Source organism: Pseudomonas sp. MSSRFD41, from assembly GCF_014230245.1.
Classification (GTDB): Bacteria; Pseudomonadota; Gammaproteobacteria; order Pseudomonadales; family Pseudomonadaceae; genus Aquipseudomonas; species Aquipseudomonas piscis.
On the sequence record NZ_JACKZK010000009.1, the window covers coordinates 139096 to 158540 of the forward strand.

General features: G+C 62.7%; 19 protein-coding genes. 9 read left to right on the forward strand and 10 right to left on the reverse strand.

Going from position 1 to position 19445, the window contains the following annotated elements:
* Window positions 1-168: 168 nt before the first annotated feature.
* A complete protein-coding gene (locus tag H7A76_RS15880) occupies window positions 169-1479 on the forward strand; it encodes an MFS transporter (protein ID WP_185699366.1) in 1311 nt (436 codons plus the stop codon).
* 62 nt (window positions 1480-1541) lie between these two features.
* Here H7A76_RS15880 and H7A76_RS15885 read toward each other — a convergent pair whose 3' ends face one another.
* Together H7A76_RS15885 and H7A76_RS15890 are read right to left on the reverse strand one after the other, a co-directional pair.
* Window positions 1542-1952, reverse strand: a complete 411-nt coding sequence (locus H7A76_RS15885) for a hypothetical protein (RefSeq protein ID WP_185699367.1) — start codon at window positions 1950-1952, stop codon at window positions 1542-1544.
* A complete protein-coding gene (locus H7A76_RS15890; RefSeq protein ID WP_185699368.1) occupies window positions 1949-2680 on the reverse strand; it encodes an SDR family oxidoreductase in 732 nt (243 codons plus the stop codon). Before H7A76_RS15890 ends, H7A76_RS15885 begins: the two co-directional genes overlap by 4 nt.
* Window positions 2681-2780: 100 nt before the next feature.
* Here H7A76_RS15890 and H7A76_RS15895 point away from each other — a divergent pair, with 100 nt between their 5' ends.
* The 3 genes from H7A76_RS15895 to rarD all read left to right on the forward strand — a co-directional run bounded on the left by H7A76_RS15895 (window position 2781) and on the right by rarD (window position 5855).
* Window positions 2781-3680 carry a LysR family transcriptional regulator gene (locus tag H7A76_RS15895; protein WP_185699369.1) on the forward strand — a complete coding sequence of 300 codons (900 nt, stop codon included), beginning with the start codon at window positions 2781-2783 and terminating at the stop codon, window positions 3678-3680.
* Between the two features lie 89 nt (window positions 3681-3769).
* Window positions 3770-4783 (forward strand): aldo/keto reductase, encoded by a 1014-nt coding sequence (locus H7A76_RS15900; protein ID WP_185699370.1) that lies wholly within the window; start codon window positions 3770-3772, stop codon window positions 4781-4783.
* Window positions 4784-4973: 190 nt separating this feature from the next.
* On the forward strand, window positions 4974-5855 hold the full coding sequence (rarD, locus tag H7A76_RS15905) for an EamA family transporter RarD (protein WP_185699371.1): 882 nt from the start codon (window positions 4974-4976) through the stop codon (window positions 5853-5855).
* A gap of 87 nt (window positions 5856-5942) precedes the next feature.
* Here rarD and hpaR read toward each other — a convergent pair whose 3' ends face one another.
* The 3 genes from hpaR to H7A76_RS15920 form a co-directional block, all read right to left on the reverse strand.
* Entirely contained in the window at window positions 5943-6365 is a 423-nt protein-coding gene (hpaR, locus tag H7A76_RS15910; protein ID WP_185699372.1) for a homoprotocatechuate degradation operon regulator HpaR, read from the reverse strand.
* A 128-nt stretch (window positions 6366-6493) separates the two neighbouring features.
* A complete protein-coding gene (gene hppD / locus H7A76_RS15915; RefSeq protein ID WP_185699373.1) occupies window positions 6494-7570 on the reverse strand; it encodes a 4-hydroxyphenylpyruvate dioxygenase in 1077 nt (358 codons plus the stop codon).
* A gap of 247 nt (window positions 7571-7817) precedes the next feature.
* Window positions 7818-8774, reverse strand: coding sequence for a DMT family transporter (locus tag H7A76_RS15920; RefSeq protein WP_185699374.1), 957 nt, complete (start codon window positions 8772-8774; stop codon window positions 7818-7820).
* An 86-nt stretch (window positions 8775-8860) separates the two neighbouring features.
* Between H7A76_RS15920 and H7A76_RS15925 the strand changes: the two genes are divergently transcribed.
* The 3 genes from H7A76_RS15925 (at window position 8861) to H7A76_RS15935 (ending at window position 11962) form a co-directional block, all read left to right on the forward strand.
* Entirely contained in the window at window positions 8861-9754 is an 894-nt protein-coding gene (locus tag H7A76_RS15925) for a LysR family transcriptional regulator (protein ID WP_185699375.1), read from the forward strand.
* Between the two features lie 60 nt (window positions 9755-9814).
* Window positions 9815-11353 carry an EAL domain-containing protein gene (locus tag H7A76_RS15930; RefSeq protein WP_185699376.1) on the forward strand — a complete coding sequence of 513 codons (1539 nt, stop codon included), beginning with the start codon at window positions 9815-9817 and terminating at the stop codon, window positions 11351-11353.
* A 243-nt stretch (window positions 11354-11596) separates the two neighbouring features.
* Window positions 11597-11962 carry a histone-like nucleoid-structuring protein, MvaT/MvaU family gene (locus H7A76_RS15935; RefSeq protein ID WP_185699377.1) on the forward strand — a complete coding sequence of 122 codons (366 nt, stop codon included), beginning with the start codon at window positions 11597-11599 and terminating at the stop codon, window positions 11960-11962.
* A 245-nt stretch (window positions 11963-12207) separates the two neighbouring features.
* Here the strand turns inward: H7A76_RS15935 and H7A76_RS15940 are convergent, their stop codons facing one another.
* Window positions 12208-12735: a DUF4946 domain-containing protein gene (locus H7A76_RS15940; protein WP_185699378.1), complete on the reverse strand. Its 528-nt coding sequence runs from the start codon at window positions 12733-12735 to the stop codon at window positions 12208-12210.
* Window positions 12736-12933: 198 nt separating this feature from the next.
* On the opposite strand from H7A76_RS15940, the gene gloA reads away from it, so the two are divergent.
* Window positions 12934-13455 carry a lactoylglutathione lyase gene (gloA, locus tag H7A76_RS15945; protein WP_185699379.1) on the forward strand — a complete coding sequence of 174 codons (522 nt, stop codon included), beginning with the start codon at window positions 12934-12936 and terminating at the stop codon, window positions 13453-13455.
* A gap of 87 nt (window positions 13456-13542) precedes the next feature.
* On the opposite strand, the gene ahpF is transcribed toward gloA, so the two are convergent.
* The 3 genes from ahpF to H7A76_RS15960 all read right to left on the reverse strand — a co-directional run bounded on the left by ahpF (window position 13543) and on the right by H7A76_RS15960 (window position 16881).
* Entirely contained in the window at window positions 13543-15108 is a 1566-nt protein-coding gene (gene ahpF, locus H7A76_RS15950) for an alkyl hydroperoxide reductase subunit F (RefSeq protein ID WP_185699380.1), read from the reverse strand.
* 120 nt (window positions 15109-15228) lie between these two features.
* Window positions 15229-15792: an alkyl hydroperoxide reductase subunit C gene (ahpC, locus tag H7A76_RS15955; RefSeq protein WP_017907017.1), complete on the reverse strand. Its 564-nt coding sequence runs from the start codon at window positions 15790-15792 to the stop codon at window positions 15229-15231.
* A 150-nt stretch (window positions 15793-15942) separates the two neighbouring features.
* A complete protein-coding gene (locus H7A76_RS15960; protein ID WP_185699381.1) occupies window positions 15943-16881 on the reverse strand; it encodes a site-specific integrase in 939 nt (312 codons plus the stop codon).
* Window positions 16882-17060: 179 nt separating this feature from the next.
* Between H7A76_RS15960 and H7A76_RS15965 the strand changes: the two genes are divergently transcribed.
* Window positions 17061-18065: a DNA-binding protein gene (locus H7A76_RS15965; RefSeq protein WP_185699382.1), complete on the forward strand. Its 1005-nt coding sequence runs from the start codon at window positions 17061-17063 to the stop codon at window positions 18063-18065.
* On the opposite strand, the gene gorA is transcribed toward H7A76_RS15965, so the two are convergent.
* Window positions 18066-19424 (reverse strand): glutathione-disulfide reductase, encoded by a 1359-nt coding sequence (gene gorA / locus H7A76_RS15970; protein ID WP_185699383.1) that lies wholly within the window; start codon window positions 19422-19424, stop codon window positions 18066-18068. It lies immediately after the preceding gene.
* Window positions 19425-19445 lie beyond the last annotated feature (21 nt).

The following is a 19445-nucleotide window of genomic DNA, read 5'->3' on the forward strand; positions in this document are numbered from 1 at the left end:
TACGACAGGGACGGGCCACGGCACGCGCGGCGTTGTTCAGTGGCACAGGGGGAGGAGGCATTCGCTGTGCGCCGGCACAAAGACAGCGGCGCCAGGGTGGCCGAGACTCTCGGGGCGGTCAACGTTACCCTTTGCACCGTGCAAAATCATAATAAAGAGAGATCCAGCATGTCACACAGAGCCGCTGCCGCCCTGGCCCAGGCTGACGACAAGAACGCCGTCTACAAGCGCATCACCCTGCGCCTGATCCCCTTCATCTTCATCTGCTACCTGTTCAACTACCTGGACCGGGTCAATGTCGGCTTCGCCAAGTTGCAGATGCTCGACGCCCTGAAGTTCAGCGAAACGGTCTATGGCCTGGGGGCCGGGATCTTCTTCATCGGCTACGTGCTGTGCGGCGTGCCCAGCAACCTGGCGCTGACCCGCTTCGGCCCGCGGCGCTGGATCGCCCTGATGATGATCGCCTGGGGCACGCTGTCCACCTGCCTGCTGTTCGTCACCACGCCAACCCAGTTCTACACCCTGCGCCTGTTCACTGGGGCCGCCGAAGCCGGCTTCTTCCCTGGCGTGGTGCTGTACCTGTCGCAGTGGTTCCCGACCTTTCGCCGTGGCCGGATCATGGCCCTGTTCATGTCGGCGATCCCGGTCTCGGGCCTGTTGGGCAGCCCGTTCTCCGGCTGGATCCTCAACCATTTCGCCGCCGGCCAGGGTGGCCTCGCCGGCTGGCAGTGGATGTTCCTGCTGCAGGGCATCCCCACCGTGGTGCTCGGCGCCCTGGCCTACTTCCTGCTGAGCGACGGCTTCGCCCACGCCAAGTGGCTGAGCCCGGCCGAGCGCGCCATGCTCGAGGCCGACCAGGCCGCAGACGCCGCCAACCAGCCCAAGACCGCCAGCGACTCCCTGGCCCAGGTGTTCAAGAACCCGGCGATCTGGGCCTTCGGCCTGATCTACTTCTGCATCCAGAGCGGGGTCTATGCCATCAACTTCTGGCTGCCGTCGATCATCAAGAACCTGGGGTTCGCCGATAACCTGGTGATCGGCTGGCTCAGCGCGATTCCCTACCTGCTGGCGGCGGTGTTCATGCTGCTGGTAGGCCGCTCGGCAGACCTGAACAAGGAGCGCCGCTGGCACCTCGTGGTACCCATGCTGATGGGCGCCGTGGGGCTTTTGATCGCGGTGAACTTCGCCGCCAACCCGGCCATCGCCATCTTCGGCCTGAGCATCGCCACCATGGGTGCCCTCACCGGCCTGCCGATGTTCTGGCCGGTGCCTACCGCGCTGCTCAGCGCCGGGGCGGCTGCCGGTGGCCTGGCGCTGATCAACTCCATGGGCCAGATGGCCGGCTTCCTCAGCCCCTACATCGTCGGCTGGGTCAAGGACAGCACCGGTTCCACCGATGCCGCCCTGTACCTGCTGGCGGCAGTGATCGTCGCCGGCAGCCTGCTGGCCCTGCGCATGACCCGCACCTTGCATCGCTGAACCCCGGCAACGCCAAAAGCCCGTTCGAGCATCGGCTGGAACGGGCTTTTTTCGTGGCGGCTTCAGTCCGGCGCGCCAGGATGCCGGGCGTAATCATGACTGCCGGTCAACGCCCCCGAGGCCGGGGCGTCCAGCTCCAGCAGCAGGCCGCCGGGCAGGCGCACGAAGATCTGCCAGAGGCCATCTTCCGGCACCTGCGCCACCTGGTACTCAAGACCGCTGGCCTGCACCCGCAGCAAGACCGCGGCGGCGGCCTGCTGGGTGCTGAAGGCGATATGGCTCAGCTGTGGCGTGGGGCAGACGTCTTGCTCGATGACATGCACCAGCGCCTGATCGTCCTGGTACAGCCAGCGCCCGGGGAACGGAAACGGCGGACGGCGGCCCGCTTGCAGCCCCAATAGCTCGGCCAAGGCCTGGGGCAGGGTCGAGCCGCCATCGGTGTTGAAGGCCAGGTGGTCGAAGCGCCAGTTCACAACAGGCCTCCACCGTCGACATCGATCAGGCTGCCGTTGATGAAGCCGTTCTCCATGGCCAGGATGAAGGCCGCCGCCACCTCCCCCGGCTCCCCGACCCGGCCGACCGGCAAGCTCGCGGCCGCCTTGGCGAACATCGCCGCGCGGGCATCGTCAGGCATGCCGGCGTAGGCCTCGGTAGCAGTGATCCCCGGGCTGATGACGTTCACCCGCCGTGGCGCCAGCTCCTTGGCCAGGTGCTTGCCCAGGGCATCGAGGGCGGCATTGAGGGTGGTCTTGAGCACCTGCCCCGGGACCATCTTGCGCGACAACATGCCCGAGGTCAGGCTGATGCTGCCCCGTGCCGCCAGGTATGGCAGCGCGGCCTGCACGGCGCGCCAGACACCCCAGAACTTGACCTCGAAGGCCCGGTGGGCGTCCTGCAGGTCAGTGTCGACCAAGGGTTTGGGAACGATGGCTGGACCGGCGCTGATCACCAGGTGGTCGAAGCCGCCCACGGCCTGGAACAAAGCCTCCAGGCTGGCGCTGTCGGTGATGTCCACGGCGATGCTGCGGGCGCTTTCCGGCAGACGCGCCTGCTGGCGCTGCAAGGCCTTAAGATCGCGCCCGGCCAGCACCACCCGGGCACCACGGGCGGCGGCCTGGTGCGCCACGGCGGCGCCGATGCCACTGCCGGCACCGATCACCACGACGGTCTGTTGGTGCAAGCCTGGATTGGAAAGAGTCATTGCAATCACCTGTTGTGAAGTAAAGGGATTACATCTTCACCGCTTGCCAATTGCAGAAAAATCCGCTTAAAACGCAAGGATCTTTAAAGGATTTTTATTAATGAGCTCGATCCTCGACCTGGAGATCTTCGTTCGTATCGCCGACGAAGGCAGTATTTCCGCGGCGGCGCGCAGCCTCGGCCTCACCGCGGCGGCGGCCAGCATCGCCCTGAAGCGCCTGGAAACCCGCCTGGGCAGTCGCCTGCTGGCCCGCTCCACCCGCAGCCTGCGCCTGACCCCGGAGGGTCGCCGCTACCTGGACAGCGTGCGCCTGGCCCTGGCCACCCTGGAGGATGGCGAACAGGCGCTCAGGCAGCAGGGCCAGGGCCTGTGCGGGGTGCTGCAGCTGTCGGCCCCTTCGGATTTCGGGCGCAACGCGCTGCTGCCCTGGCTCGACGAGTTCAAGAACCAGCACCCGCAACTGCGCCTGCAACTGCAGCTCAACGACCGCCATGCCGACCTGTTTCGCGAGAGCGTGGATGTGGCGCTGCGCTTTGGCGTGCCCGGGGACTCCAGCCTGGTGGCCCTGCCGATCCTGGCCGTGCATCACCGGGTGGTCTGCGCCAGCCCGCAGTACCTGGCCCGCCATGGCACACCTCAGGTGCCCGAGGACCTGGCCCGGCACAGCGCCCTGCTCTACCTGCGCGACGGCCAGCGCTACGACCTCTGGCGCTTCGGCCAGGCGGGCCAGGTGCGCGAGGTCCAGGTGCGCGGCGACTACGCGTGCGACGACGGCGAGGTCGCCCGGCGCTGGGCCCTGGCCGGCCATGGCCTGGTCTACAAGGCAAGGCTGGATGTGGCCGAGGACATTCGCGCCGGACGCCTGGTGCCACTGCTCACGGACTGGCAAGGTGAGTCCCTGCCCTTCAACCTGCTGTGCCCGCACCGCTTGCAGGTGTCCGAACGGGTGCGCTTGCTGCACGGTTTCCTGGTCCAGCGCTGCCGCGAACTCTGTCCGTGACAGGCATTGCCCCGGCGTGCGTTTCTGGTATTTGATGGTCGGCCCCGATGGCCGGCCCGGCCACCTCTCCAGCACAAGGATCCCGCCCCATGAGCTATCGCATCCTCGGTCACTCCGGCCTCAAGGTTTCCAGCCTGACCCTGGGCACCATGATGTTCGGCGAGCAGACCAGCACCGAAGACTCGCTGCGCATCATCGACAAGGCCTGGGACCAGGGCATCAACTTCATCGACACCGCCGATGTCTACAACCAGGGCCGCTCCGAGGAGATCGTCGGCGAGGCCATCGCCCGCCACCGCCATGACTGGGTGCTGGCCTCCAAGGTCGGCTTCGGCCCGGCCGACGGCGTACCCAATCGCAGCGGCCTGAACCGCAAGCACATCTTCAACGCCATCGAGGCCAGCCTGACCCGGCTCGGCACCGATTACCTGGACATCTACTACCTGCATCGCGAAGACCACGACACACCGCTGGAGGTGAGTATCGCGGCCATCGGCGACCTGCTGCGCCAGGGCAAGATCCGCCACTGGGGGCTGTCCAACTACCGGGGCTGGCGGATCGCCGAAGCGGTACGCATTGCCGACCAGTTGGGCGTGGCGCGCCCGGTGATCAGCCAGCCGTTGTACAACCTGGTCAATCGCCAGGCCGAAGGCGAACAGATCACCGCCGCCAGGGCCTACGGCCTGGGCGTGGTGCCCTACAGCCCACTGGCCCGTGGCGTGCTCAGCGGCAAGTACGCACCCGACGTGGTCCCGGATAGCAACAGCCGTGCCGGGCGCCAGGACAAGCGCATCCTGGAGACCGAGTGGCGGGTGGAGTCCCTGCGTATTGCCCAGCAAGTCCAGCAGTACGCCCAGGGCCGCGGGGTGGGTATCGTCGAGTTCGCCATCGCCTGGGTGCTGAACAACCAGGCGGTGAGCTCGGCCATCGTCGGCCCGCGCACCGAGGCCCAGTGGGACGCCTATGCCCGGGCGCTGGCCGTGCGCATCAGCGCCGAGGACGAGGCCTTCGTCGATTCCCTGGTGACCCCGGGTCACGCCTCGACGCCAGGCTTCAACGATGTCAGCCATTTCGTCCCGGGACGTTTTGCCCGCCTCGACTAAGAGGTGCCGGTGGCGGCCCGAGGGCCGCCGCCAGCGGTTCCTGGACGCGGCCCTGGGATACAAATGAAAAAATATCCCGCCGGCATGTCGCAAACAGAGCAAAAATCTCGCGCCAAAACCTCTATATTGCCCTCGCTTGTTTCCCCCCCAACTCCCGGCGCCCTGCGCATTCGGGTCTTACGAGGACAGTGTGTCTAAAGGTATTGCGTTATCGGTCCTGGCGTCGGTGCTGTTCGCCGTCATGTATTTCTACACGTCGCTGCTGGAACCTCTCACCGGGGTGGAGATCTTCGGCTGGCGAATGCTCCTCACCCTGCCCTGCATGACCCTGTTCATGCTGTTCACCGGCGAATGGCCAAGGGTCGGCGACGTCTTGCGCCGGGTGCGCGCCAGGCCGGCCATGGCCCTGGCGCTACTGTTGTCCTCGGCCCTGATGGGCGTACAGCTGTGGCTGTTCATGTGGGCGCCGCTCAATGGCTACAGCCTGGATGTATCCCAGGGCTACTTCCTGCTGCCACTGACCATGATCCTCACCGGACGCATCGTCTATGGCGAGCGCCTGTCGCGGCTGCAAAAGGTGGCCGCAACGCTGGCCTGCATCGGCGTGCTCAACGAGCTGTACCAGGCCGGCAGTTTTTCCTGGGCGACCCTGGTGGTAGCCGTGGGCTACCCGCTGTACTTCGTCCTGCGCCGGCGCTTGCACAGCGATCACCTGGGCGGATTGTGGCTGGACATGGCGCTGTTGATACCGGTGGCGCTTTGGGTGGTGCAAGGCGGCGAACAGGGCTTTGCCGTGCTGGATGCCCAGCCCCGGCTGTACCTGCTGATCCCGCTGCTGGGCCTGATCAGCGCCTCGGCGCTGGTGTGCTACATCATCGCCAGCCGCCAACTGGCTTTCAGCCTGTTCGGCCTGCTCAGCTACGTCGAGCCGGTGCTGCTGCTGATGGTGGCCCTGTTGCTGGGGGAAAGCATCAAGGGGGGCCAATGGCTGACCTACGTGCCGATCTGGCTGGCGGTGCTGGTACTGGTCATCGAAGGCGTGCGCCACCTGCTGCGCCAGCGCCGCAGGTGATGGGCCCGAGGGATAGCCAAAGAGCTTCCGCAAAGCGGCGCGCCGCCTCGCCCTGGCTCGCGCCCGGCTACTTTCGCCCGTGCCGCGTCAGGGCTTGATCTGCTTCAGTTCGTTGAGCAGCGCCAGCAAGGCTTGCATCTTGTCCTCGCCGAACTGCTGCTGGATCCTCTGGTAGTTGACCTCCATGTCGTCGCTCATGGACTCGAAGCAGGCATGGCCTCTCTCGGTCAGGGTGATGAACAGGCGGCGCTGGTCTTCCGGCGACTTGCGCCGGCTGACGTACTCATCGCGCTCCAGGCGCGTCAGTACCCCGGTCATGCTTGGTGGCAAGATGCAGGCCATCTTCGCCAGCTGGTGGCTTTCCAGTTCGCCGTTCTGGCGCAGGATGCGGATCACCCGCCACTGCTGTTCGGTGAGTTCGTGCTGGTTCAGGGAAGGACGGAAAAACGCCATCGCGGCCTCACGGGCCTGCAACAGGGTCAGGGTCAGGGAAGGTCTGGGGGTTTTCATCAAGGAGTCGGTCAGGGCCTGGAAACAAAGGCGAGAACATTAACACATTCACAATCGCCAACCGACAGGCAAAACCAAGCCCGGCCAGGAAAGACCTGGCCGGGCTTGGGCTTCAAGCGCTACACGGCTTATTCGGTGGCGAGCACGCCACGTCGTACCTGGTCACGCTCGATCGATTCGAACAACGCCTTGAAGTTGCCCTCGCCGAAACCATCGTCGCCTTTGCGCTGGATGAATTCGAAGAATACCGGGCCCATCAGGGTTTCCGAGAAGATCTGCAGCAGCAGGCGCTTGTCGTCCGGGTTGGACGAGCCGTCCAGGAGGATGCCACGGGCTTGCAGCTCGGAGGTCGGCTCGCCATGGCCCGGCAGGCGCCCTTCGAGCATTTCGTAGTAGGTATCAGGCGGTGCGGTCATGAAGCGCATGCCGATCTTCTTCAGGGCGTCCCAGGTCTTGACCAGGTCGTCGGTGAGGAAGGCCACATGCTGGATGCCTTCGCCGTTGAACTGCATCAGGAACTCTTCGATCTGGCCTGCGCCCTTGGACGATTCCTCGTTCAACGGGATGCGGATCATGCCATCCGGGGCGGTCATGGCCTTGGACGTCAGGCCGGTGTATTCGCCCTTGATGTCGAAGTAGCGGATCTCGCGGAAGTTGAATAGCTTCTCGTAGAAACCGGCCCAGTAGGCCATGCGCCCGCGATACACGTTGTGGGTCAGGTGGTCGATGATCTTCAGGCCCGCACCTGGTGGGTTGCGGTCCACGCCTTCGAGGAACACGAAGTCGATGTCATAGATCGAGCTGCCTTCGCCGTAGCGGTCGATCAGGTACAGCGGCGCGCCGCCGATGCCCTTGATCGCCGGCAGGTTCAATTCCATCGGGCCGGTGGCGACGTGGATCGGCTGCGCACCCAGTTCCAGGGCGCGGGCATAGGCTTGCTGGGCATTCTTGACGCGGAACGCCATGCCGCATACCGACGGGCCGTGTTCCGCGGCGAAGTAGGAAGCGATGCTGTGGGGTTCGTTGTTGAGGATCAGGTTGATCGCGCCTTGGCGATACAGGTGCACGTCTTTTGAGCGATGGGTCGCGACTTTGGTGAAACCCATGATCTCGAAGATCGGCTCGAGGGTATTGGGGGTGGGCGATGCGAATTCGATGAATTCGAAGCCCATCAGGCCCATCGGGTTTTCAAAGATATCTGCCATGGTTGGCGCCTCATCATATTTTTAGAATTAACGGTTCGTTAGTTGCTATCAATGCTGAGGAAGGCAGGTGGTGCGCAGGAAATGCCCCGCACGCTGCGCGCGAGGAAGTCACCATAGATGAGTTGGAATCCGAGAATCTTCATATCGGTCCTGTCTTGCCGGCTGGCCAGGCTTCTGCTGCCAGAAGACTTTATTATTGTATGCGTAACCAGATTCTACACAGCGTAAAAGCCTTTGTCCGCACTCTTTATGAAATCGCCTTTCTTGTCCCCTTCGCAAGGGGCCGGTTGCACTGGTAGATGCCGCCCAGGATCAGCGCGCCGCCCAGCACCATCACCAGGCTCAGTTGTTCGGCCAGCAGCAGCGCGCCGAGAATCACCGCCGTCAGCGGGTTGAGGGCGATGAACACTCCGGAGCGGGTGGCGCCGATCCGCCGCAGGCCGTCGTAGTACCAGATGTAGGCCAGCGCCGACCCCAGTACACCCAGGTAGAGAAGAGCCAGGCCCTGGGCCAGGTCCAGGCGCAGCACCGCTTGCAGGTCGAATTCGCCGCGCACCAGGGTCGCCGCGCACAGCATCAAGGTCCCCAGCACCACCGAGTAGGTCACCGTCTGCAGCGGTCCCAGGCTCTGGTTCAGTTCCTTGGAAAACAGCGAATACACGCCCCAGCCCAGGACACAGCCGAGGATCAACAGGTCGCCGCGCCAACTCCCCGCCTGGCTGGCCAGGGCCGAAGGATCACGACTGCAGATCACCAGGGCCGCACCTCCCAGGCACAGGCCGATACCCAACAGCTTGCGCCGGTCCAGGCGCTCCTTGAACAGCGCCCAGGATGCCAGGGCGATCACCGCCGGGTTCAAGGCGACGATCAGCGAGGCCCGCGAGGCGTTGATCCGTTGCAGGCCGAGGAAAAAGCACAGGTTGTAGAAAAAGATCCCGAAGAACCCCAGGAGCGCCAGTTGGCCGAGTTGCCTGAAGCTCGGGCGCGCCAGGGGAATCCGCGCCAGGGCCATGAAGCCCAGCAGGGCCAGGCTGGCCAGGAGAAAACGCAGGCTGGCGGCCAGCAACGGCGACAGCCCCGAGGCCAGGTAGCGTCCGGCGACGAAGGTGCCGCCCCAGATCATGGTGACCGCCGCCAACTTGCAATAGACCCCCAGGTCGTTGTGCCGGGTGTCCAGTGGGGCAAAGAAACTGCTCTCGCTCATGTTGATCGCACTCGAAGAAGATCGGATTTGTCTTGCCGGGATATTCTTTGTCTAATGCCTGATCATCGTAAAATGAGCTTTTACTCATGACCCTGACCCAGCTGGAAATCTTTTCCCGGGTGGCCGAGCTCCAGGGCTTCACCAGCGCCGCCACGCGCCTGGGCATCAGCCAGTCGGCGGTGTCCCACGCCATCAGGTCCCTGGAACAGGAATTGGGGGTCGAGTTGTTCCGTCGACACCAGGCCCAGGTCGAGCTCACCGATATCGGCCGGCAACTGCTGCTACGGGCCCGGGCCATGCTCGGCCTGGCAGCGACGTTGGAACAGGAGGCCGCCGATGCCCGGGGCATGAAGCGTGGCACCTTGCGCATCGGCTCGTTCGGCCCCACCTCCTCCATCCGCCTGCTGCCACCGATCCTGGCGCAATACCACGCCCGGTACCCGGGGATCGAAGTGCATATCGACGAAGGTCCGGACCGCCAGGTCCTGCAGTGGCTGGAGGAGCGGCGTATCGACCTGGGCTTCGTGGTGCTGCCCCAGGAACGCTTCGACAGCTTTCCCCTGGTGCAGGACCAACTGCTGGCCCTGGTTCCCACAGGCCATCCCCTGGCCGGGGAGTCGCAGCTGAGCCTGGAGCAGCTGTGCCAGGATCCCTTCGTCCTCACCGAGGCCGGCTCTGCGGAACTGGTGTCGCGGTTGTTCATTGGCGCCGGGCTGGTCCCCAACATTCGCTATCGCTGCTCACAATTGCTCAGCACCCTGGAAACCGTGGCCCGGGGCGATGCCCTGAGCATCGTCGCCCAATTGTCGTTGCCCCAAGGGGCGGACCCGCGCTATACAAGTCGCCCATTGGTGCCAGCGGTGCAGCGCAAGATCGGTGTCGCGGTGCTGGACCGGCGCCAGTCATCGCCGGCGACCCTGGCCTTCATCGACCTTGCCCAACGTCTCTGTAGCCAGGCAAAGCCTTCTATCCTGCAATGATCCAGGCAATGCGCGGCCTTGACCGGCGCCCTGCCCTCCCCCTTGCCACAGGTCCGCCCCATGCCGCTGTCCGCCAAAGGTCCACTCCAACACTCTACCCGCATCGTCTGGACCTTGCTGGCGATACTCCTGCCGATCGTGCTCGGAGCCGTCATCCTTTACCTCCAGGCGCAACGGACCCTGCTGCACAACAGCCTGGAAATCGCCGAGGAAGCCATCGGGCAGTTCGACCAGATGCTCGACCATTCCGACAGCGCCGCCCGTGCCCTGTTGCCCCTGGCCGGACAGAAGTGCGACGCCGCCCGGCAACTGGCCCTGCGCGAACAGGTGACCCGGCGCCCGCTGGTGCGCTCCACCAACCTGGTGTGGCGCGACAACAACTACTGCAGTTCATACCTGGGCAACTATGCAGCGGTTCTCGACCCCCGGGACTACGTGGAGGGCCGACTGCGCCTGATGGACGGCAACCACATCACTCCCGAGACTCCGCTGCTGGTCTACCGCTTGAGCGACGGCGACGGCGCGGCCCTGGCAGCCATCAACGGCTATCACCCGACCAACACCTTGCGCATGCTCAGCCGTTTCGCCCAGCTGCAGTTGCAAGTGGGCCGGCACTGGCTGTCCAGTGACGGCCAGGTGCGCGAAGGCAATGCGCCCCTGGCAGCGGTCGCCAGCCAGCAGCTGACCTCGTCGCGCTATCCCTACAGCATCAATGCCGGGTTCGCCCAGGGCAGTGTCTGGCGCTATATGAAAAGCCAGTATCCAGTCCTGTTCAGCCTGCTGGTCTTCCTAGGCGCCGCCGCGGGTGGCCTCGCCCACTGGCTGCAACAGCGTGCCGTTTCCCCCAGGCACGAACTGCAGCGGGCGCTGGTGGCGCGGGAATTCATCCCGTACTTCCAGCCGATTGTGCGCGGCGATGGCTTGCACTGGGCCGGCATCGAGGTGCTGATGCGCTGGCAGCATCCCAGGGAAGGACTGGTCCGCCCCGACCTGTTCATTCCCTTCGCCGAACATACGGGGCTGATAGTGCCCATGACCCGTTCGTTGCTGCGCCAGACTCGGGAGGTACTGGCGCCCTGGGCCGGGAACTTCACCGACGGTTTTCACATCGCCATCAACATCACTGCGCGCCATTGCCAGGACCTGCAATTGCTGGAGGACTGCCGGGAGTTCCTGGCGGCATTCGAGCCGGGCAAGGTAGTCCTGGTGCTGGAGTTGACCGAACGCGAACTGATCGAGCCCACTGCCGTCACCCAGCAGCTGTTCGCTGAACTGCGTGAGCTGGGGGTGATGATCGCCATTGATGACTTCGGTACCGGCCACTCCAGCCTGGGTTACCTGCGCACCTTCAACGTCGACTACTTGAAAATCGACAAGAGCTTCGTGGCCATGATCGGTGCCGATGCACTGTCGCTGCATATACTCGACAGCATTATCGAACTCTCACTCAAACTCGACCTGAGCATAGTCGCCGAAGGTATTGAAACTGCCGAACAACGGGATTACCTGACAGCCAAGGGCGTGCACTTGCTCCAGGGTTACTTGTTTGGAAAGCCCATGCCCAGCTCAGAATTTGTTACAGCTATAGCGCGCCATTAAATAGCCATGCCAGAAAAAATAATGCTCGACAGCTAACTCCGGACATGAGCAGCTTTGCATCAATTTGCAAATATGGCCTGGAACAAGAACAACACGATTTACTCCCGACGCGTTAACTACTACAATTTTTCACGCCTGTATAAGATTCACAGGTAGGCCAGTTAATCGAACCTTAACCAGTTCATGGCTTATAGCTTTGTTTGTGCTGTGTATTAGCCAAAATAGACTATTGGAGTGAAGATATTGTCCAGACTTGCTGAATTCCGTGCTGCCGAGAAAGCACTTCAAGAACAGCTCGCCCAGCTTGAATCCCTGAAGAACGACGCCGGGCTCAAGAAGGAAATCGAGTTCGAGGAAAAACTCCAGGCTCTGATGAAGTCCTACGACAAGAACCTGCGTGACATCATCGCGATCCTCGATCCAAACCTGGGCAAGGCCAGCCTGCCACAGGCCAGCGCCCCTAAACAGCGCCGCGCCCGAGTGGTCAAGGTCTACCAGAACCCGCACACCGGCGAGCTGATCGAAACCAAGGGCGGCAACCATCGCGGCCTGAAGGCTTGGAAAGAACAATACGGCGCCGCCACTGTAGACTCCTGGCTGCGTGCTTGAACAAAGCCGCACCTGAAAAAGGCCCTGCACATGCAGGGCTTTTTATTGAGTGGAATAATCTTATTGCCCCCAGGGTCAAAGGAAATATCTTACGTACATTGCGGGTAGGCTGCTGCATCGCATCCGCCCTCTCGCGAGCTACAGCCAGCGTGCAATAAGGGCCGGGCATGCCCAACTTCACGCTTAATGCCTTTCGATAACGAACCTGCAACACGCGAAAAGCAAATGACGAGCCTTAAACCCGCTTAAAGTTTCAGGTTATTTCGAATAGCCAGCACTTCGTCCCGACTATCGGCATAAGCCGCTGCCTGGCCAGCGTATGAAAGTACATAAGCCTTATCCCCATCCAATGCGGCCACCAATGTTTGTGACAGCACATGCCGACCATTCTGGGTAATAGTGCAAGTGGTTTCCAATGCTTCGAGGCGACTCAACTGCGCGGTATGGATCTTGTTGCACACGCTCTGGTAACCACCTTGGGCAAAGTCCTTCTGTACAGACTTGCGCATCTCCAGCAGGACCCCCGGAAGATTGACTACATGCCCGGGCTCGACCTGGCTCACGGTCAACTCCATGACCAGTTGCGGATTACCCGCGGCGTCGTTCTTCACCGCCCGCTGGCGCGACACCTGGGCAACCTGGTCGGTCTCCTGGGAGGGCACCGGCTCCACCGTCCAACCCTGGGGCCAATTGATTTCGGGAGCAGCCTGGGCGGCACCGGCAACCATTGCCAGCAACAGGACTACAACGGGGCTTCTGAACGACAGGATCATGTTTTGCACACTGGAAAAGGGAGCCTGGAGTCTGAGCCCGGCGCCAGGAATGGGCAATAGATCAAGAGCTTTGGGTTTGGCCCATCCCAGGCACTTGCGTATCATTGGCCAATCCCAAGGATATCCGAACCAACGCCCCGGCAAGCCGCTGCCCGAGCCTTCGATCAGCCCTTGCCGCCTCATTTTCCCGGAGGGCCCATGAGCCTCAACGAACTCAATGCTTTTCCCGGCGTAACCGCCCAGCCTGACGCCGCCACCGCCCGCTTCGTGTTCAACCACACCATGTTGCGCGTCAAGGACATCACCCGCTCCCTGGACTTCTACACCCGGGTCCTGGGTTTCTCCCTGGTGGAGAAGCGTGATTTCCCCGAGGCTGAGTTCAGCCTGTACTTCCTCGCCCTGGTGGACAAGGCGCAGATCCCGGCCGACGCCGCGGCGCGTACCGAATGGATGAAGTCGATCCCCGGCATTCTCGAGCTGACCCACAACCACGGCACCGAGAACGACCCGCAGTTCGCCTATCACAACGGTAATACCGACCCCCGCGGTTTCGGCCACATCTGCATCTCGGTACCGGACATCGTCGCCGCCTGCGAGCGCTTCGAAGCCCTGGGCTGCGATTTCCAGAAGCGCCTGAACGACGGCCGCATGAAAAGCCTGGCCTTCATCAAGGATCCGGATGGCTACTGGGTCGAAATCATCCAGCCAGCCCCGCTGTAAGGCCGCAGCCAGCCGGACCTGGTTCGCCAGGCAAGAAAAAACCCCATGGGCCATGGCTCATGGGGTTTTGTTGTTCCAGGAGGCGGCTCAGTCCGGCGCCGAGGTCCGGATCAGGTGGTCAAAAGCACTCAGGGATGCCTTGGCGCCCTCGCCCACCGCGATCACGATCTGCTTGTACGGCACCGTGGTGACGTCACCTGCCGCAAACACTCCAGGCAAGGAAGTCTCGCCGCGAGCATCGACGATGATCTCGCCACGTGGCGACAATTCAACCGTGCCCTTGAGCCAGTCGGTGTTGGGCAGCAGGCCGATCTGCACGAAGATGCCTTCCAGCTCGACGTTGTTGAACTCACCCGACTGGCGATCCTTGTAGACCAGGCCAGTGACCTTCTGCCCGTCACCCTTGACTTCGCTGGTCAGGGCGCTGGTGATGACCTTGACGTTGGGCAGGCTGAACAACTTGCGTTGCAGCACAGCGTCGGCACGCAGTTGGCTGTCGAACTCCAGCAGGGTCACATGGCTGACGATACCTGCTAGGTCGATGGCCGCTTCGACACCGGAGTTGCCGCCGCCGATCACTGCCACGCGCTTGCCCTTGAACAGCGGGCCATCGCAGTGCGGGCAGAAGCACACACCCTTGGCCTTGTACTCTTGCTCACCGGGCACGCCCATTTCACGCCAGCGCGCACCGGTGGCCAGGATCACCGACTTGGCCTTGAGGCTGGCGCCGCTCTCGAACCGCACCTCATGCAGGCCACCCGCATCCTTGGCTGGCACCAGGGCACTGGCACGCTGCAGGTTCATGATATCGACGTCGTATTGCTTGACGTGCTCTTCCAGGGCTGCGGCCAGCTTCGGGCCTTCAGTCTCCTGCACCGAGATGAAGTTCTCGATGGCCATGGTGTCCAGCACTTGTCCACCGAAACGCTCGGCGACCACACCGGTGCGGATCCCCTTGCGCGCAGCATAGATGGCTGCCGCAGCGCCGGCCGGGCCACCGCCCACCACCAGCACGTCGAAGGCTTCCTTGGCGCTGAGTTTCTGCGCTTGTTTCTCCACTGCGCCGGTGTCGAGCTTGGCCAGGATTTCTTCCAGACCCATGCGGCCCTGGCCGAAATTCACGCCATTGAGGTAGATGCTGGGCACGGCCATGACCTTGCGCTCGTCAACCTCGGCCTGGAACAGCGCGCCATCGATGGCCACGTGGCGAATATTGGGGTTGAGCACCGCCATCAGGTTCAGTGCCTGGACCACGTCCGGGCAGTTCTGGCAGGACAGCGAGAAATAGGTTTCGAAGTTGAACTCGCCCTTGAGCGAGCGGACCTGCTCGATCACTTCCGCGCTGGCCTTGGATGGATGGCCACCCACTTGCAGCAGGGCCAGTACCAGGGAGGTGAACTCGTGGCCCATGGGGATACCGGCGAAACGCAGGCTGATATCACTCCCCGGGCGATTCAACGAGAACGACGGCTTGCGCGCATCGGTACCGTTGTCGAGCAAGGTAATTTGAGTGGAAAGACTGACGATGTCTTTGAGTAGCGCGAGCATTTCCTGGGATTTCGCACCGTCGTCGAGGGAGGCGACGATCTCGATCGGCTGTGTGACCCGCTCCAGGTATGACTTCAACTGAGATTTAAGATTGGCGTCCAACATACGGGCGATTTCCTTTGATTCGGTAAAAAAACAACGCCCGGGCGAATCTCGCCCGGGCGTTATTTGAGGGCGGTGCGGCTTACTTAAGTGCGGATGACCGCCTCTGGATGACGCATGGACTTAGATCTTGCCGACCAGGTCCAGGGACGGAGCCAGGGTGGCCTCGCCTTCTTTCCACTTGGCTGGGCAGACTTCGCCTGGGTGGGCAGCGACGTACTGGGCGGCCTTGATCTTGCGCAGCAGTTCGGAAGCGTCACGGCCTACGCCGCCATCGTTGATTTCAACGATCTTGATCTGGCCTTCCGGGTTGATCACGAAGGTACCGCGGTCAGCCAGGCCGGCTTCTTCGATCAGCACGTCGAAGTTGCGCGAGATAGCCAGGGTCGGATCGCCGATCATGGTGTACTTGATCTTGCCGATGGCTGGCGACGTGTTGTGCCAGGCAGCGTGGGCGAAGTGGGTGTCGGTGGAAACGCTGTAGATCTCAACGCCCAGCTTCTGGAATTCGGCATAGTTGTCGGCCAGGTCTTCCAGTTCGGTCGGGCAGACGAAGGTGAAGTCGGCTGGGTAGAAGAACACGACAGACCACTTGCCTTTGAGGTCGGCATCCGATACTTCGACGAACTCACCGTTTTTGAATGCAGTAGCTTTGAACGGTTTAACTTGGCTGTTGATGATAGGCATCGTTGACTCTCCATCAGTGGTTGAAGACATTGGGTGAAAACTTGATGGGGAGAATCCTAGCCAATGAGTCGCCATCTGGCTCATTGGTAAACCTGATGCTCCCGATTGGTTTTGGCTATGAGCCCTGAGTATTAATAGAAAAAACCTTGCCTAAAGATCGACTGCCTTCTCCCTGAGCTGCGCCATGCCCGCGAAGGGCTCTGCCTCGACATAGCGCATGGCCGATTTCAGGTCCTTCCAGCCCACGTAGGCCATCAGCGACTTCAGATCCCAGCCGCTGCGCTGGGCCCAGGTGGCGAACCCGCGGCGCAGGGAATGGCTGGTGTAGCGCTCGGCGGCAATACCCGCGCGCTCCAGCACCTGGCGCAGCAGGGGAATCACGCTGTTGGCATGCAGCCCCTGCTCGCCCAGGTTGCCCCAGCGATCGATGGCGCGAAATACCGGCCCGCGCACCAGTGCGGCGGTATTGATCCATTCGATGTAGGCCTGTACCGGGCACAGCCGCTGCAAGGCGGGCGTGCTGTAGGTACGGCCCAGGTTGTCGCGATCACCCTTGCTGCGCGGCAAGTACAGGCTGATGCCGGAGCCGGCGTGGGCCTGCACATGCTCGACCTGCACATGACAGAGCTCGTCGCTGCGAAAGCCACGCCAGAACCCCAGCAGGATCAACGCCCGATCCCGCCGCGCCCGCAGCAGGCCGGCCTGGCAACGCTCGACCAGAGCCTGCGACGCCTGTTCATCGAGCCAGCTGGCCACCCGCTCCAGATCCTGCAACTGCAAGGGTACGGCCTGCTTCTCCTGAGCCGGATGCAGGGCCCGAATGCCCTTGAGCACCTGGCGCACCACCGGGGCCTTGGTCGGGTCGACGAAACCCTGGCTGTTATGCCACTGCGCCAATGCCGACAACCGCAGCTTCAGGGTGTTGATCGACAACTCACCGGCATAGGCCGCCAGATAACGGGCGACGCCTTCCGCCGTCGCCGGGAGGAAGCCTCCCCACTGCACCTCGAAATGCTCGATGGCCGCTCGATAGCTGCGGCGAGTGTTATCGCGGGTGGCCGCTTGCAGATAACGATCCAGTTCACTCATGGCGCCTTGACTCCAGCACGTACAGGGCAAAATCGGCAGGAAAACCCGATGCAGGTCACTGAGATTGGATAATACTAAAATATACATTGCCATGATCCTGCTATCTGGCATTTCAGTTCACGTGTACAATTACGTGAATTACATACCACGTAACACAGTACTAAATCGTTGGAGGAAAGATGGCTCGCGGAGGCATAAACAAAGCGGTGGTGAAAAAGGCGCGCCAAGCGATCCTTGCCCGCGGCGGACACCCCAGCATCGATGCAGTACGTATAGAAATGGGCAATACCGGCTCGAAAACCACCATCCACCGCTACTTGAAGGAACTGGATGACGGAGCCGGACAACGGGATTCCGGCCCGGCACCACTGGACGAAGAGCTGGCGGAGCTGGTCGGACGCCTCGCCCGGCGTCTTTCGGAGCAGGCCCAGGAGCCACTGGAACAGGCCCTCGCCCACTTCCAGGAGCAAAAGCGGGCGCTGGAACAGCAACTGGAGGAAATGCGCCGTCACGAAGAGCAACTGCAGCAGCAAATACAGGACAAGGTCACGGCCCTGGCCAGCGAAAGTGCCGCGCTACACGACACCCGCAACATGCTGCAGGGCGAACGGACCCACAATGCCGAACTCGGCCAGGCCCTCAAGGATTACGACCTGCGCCTGGCCGACAAGGAGCAACAGATCCGTTCCCTGGAAGAAAAGCACCTGCATGCCCGCGACGCCCTGGAGCATTACCGCGCAGCCAGCAAGGAGCAGCGCGACCAGGAACTGCGCCGTCACGAGGGGCAAATGCAGCAAGTCCAGATGGAGTTGCGCCAAGCCCAGCAGAGCCTCCTGGTACGCCAGGATGAGATCACCCAGCTGCACCGCGACAACGAGCGCCTGCTCAGCGAGCAACGCACCACTCTCAAGGAGCTCAAGCAGGCCCAGCAAGCGCTGAGCCAGGGCAGCACCCTGCAGGCGCAACTCAATGAGCAACTGGCCCGCCAGGGCAACGAAAGCACCCTGCTTCAGGAGCGCTTGCGCGTAGCTCAGGAAGAGATCCAGGCACTCAAGGAAGAGAGTCGGCAACAAACCCGGACGGGCAAGGAACTGGAAGCACGCGCCACCAAGGCCGAGGCCAGCCTGGAGGCACTGCGCCTGGCTGCCGACAAGGCCCAGCCAGGCGCAGCAACGGACGCCTGATCAGCCGGCGATCGGGGTCCGCATGGTGACGAACTCTTCAGCGGCGGTCGGATGCACGCCGATGGTTTCGTCGAAGTCACGCTTGGTCGCCCCGGCCTTCAGTGCAATGGCCAGGCCCTGGACGATCTCGCCGGCCTCCGGGCCGACCATGTGGCAGCCCAGCACCTTGTCGCTCTCGGCATCCACCACCAGCTTCATCAGGGTGCGCTCCTGACAGTCGGTCAGGGTCAGCTTCATCGGCCGGAAACGGCTTTCGAAAATCTGCACCTGGTGCCCGGCCTCGCGCGCTTGCTCTTCGGTGAGGCCGACGGTGCCGATGTTCGGCAGGCTGAACACGGCAGTAGGAATCATCCGGTAATCCACCGGGCGATACTGCTCGGGCTTGAACAGCCGGCGCGCCACGGCCATGCCTTCGGCCAGGGCCACCGGGGTCAACTGCACCCGGCCGATCACATCGCCAATGGCCAGGATCGACGGCTCGCTGCTCTGATACAGATCGTCGACCTCGATGAAGCCACGCTTGTCGAGCTTGACCGCAGTGTTCTCCAGGCCCAGGTTGTCGAGCATCGGCCGGCGCCCCGTGGCATAGAACACGCAGTCGGCCGCCAGCCTGCGACCATCCTTGAGGGTAACCTCGAGGCTGCCGTCGGCCTGCTTGTCGATACGCTCGATGTCGGCATTGAATTGCAGCCCCAAGCCACGCTTGGTCAGCTCTTCCTGCAGATGCTTGCGCACCGCGCCATCGAAGCCACGCAGAAACAGGTCGCCGCGATACAGCAACTGGGTGTCCGCCCCCAGGCCGTGGAAGATCCCGGCGAACTCCACTGCGATGTAGCCGCCGCCCACCACCAGGATGCGCTTGGGCAGCTCCTTGAGATAGAAGGCTTCGTTGGAACTGATGGCATGCTCGCGTCCCGGGATGTCCGGGATCTGCGGCCAGCCGCCAGTGGCGATCAGGATGTGCCTGGCGGTATAGCGCTGGCCATTGACCTCCACCTGATGCGGATCGATCAACTTGGCATGCCCTTCGTGCAGGGTCACGCCGCTGTTGACCAGCAAGTTGCGGTAGATGCCGTTGAGGCGATGGATTTCCCGGTCCTTGTTGGCGATCAGCGTCGCCCAGTCGAAACTCGCCTCGCCCAGATCCCAGCCGAACCCGGAGGCCTGCTCGAAGTCTTCGGCGAAGTGGGCACCGTACACCAAGAGCTTCTTCGGCACGCAGCCGACGTTGACGCAGGTGCCCCCCAGGTAACGGCTCTCGGCCACCGCGACCTTCGCCCCGAAGCCGGCGGCGAAGCGTGCGCAACGTACACCGCCGGAACCGGCGCCAATTACATACAGATCAAAATCGTAGGCCATTTCACTCTCCCAGGCAGGCTG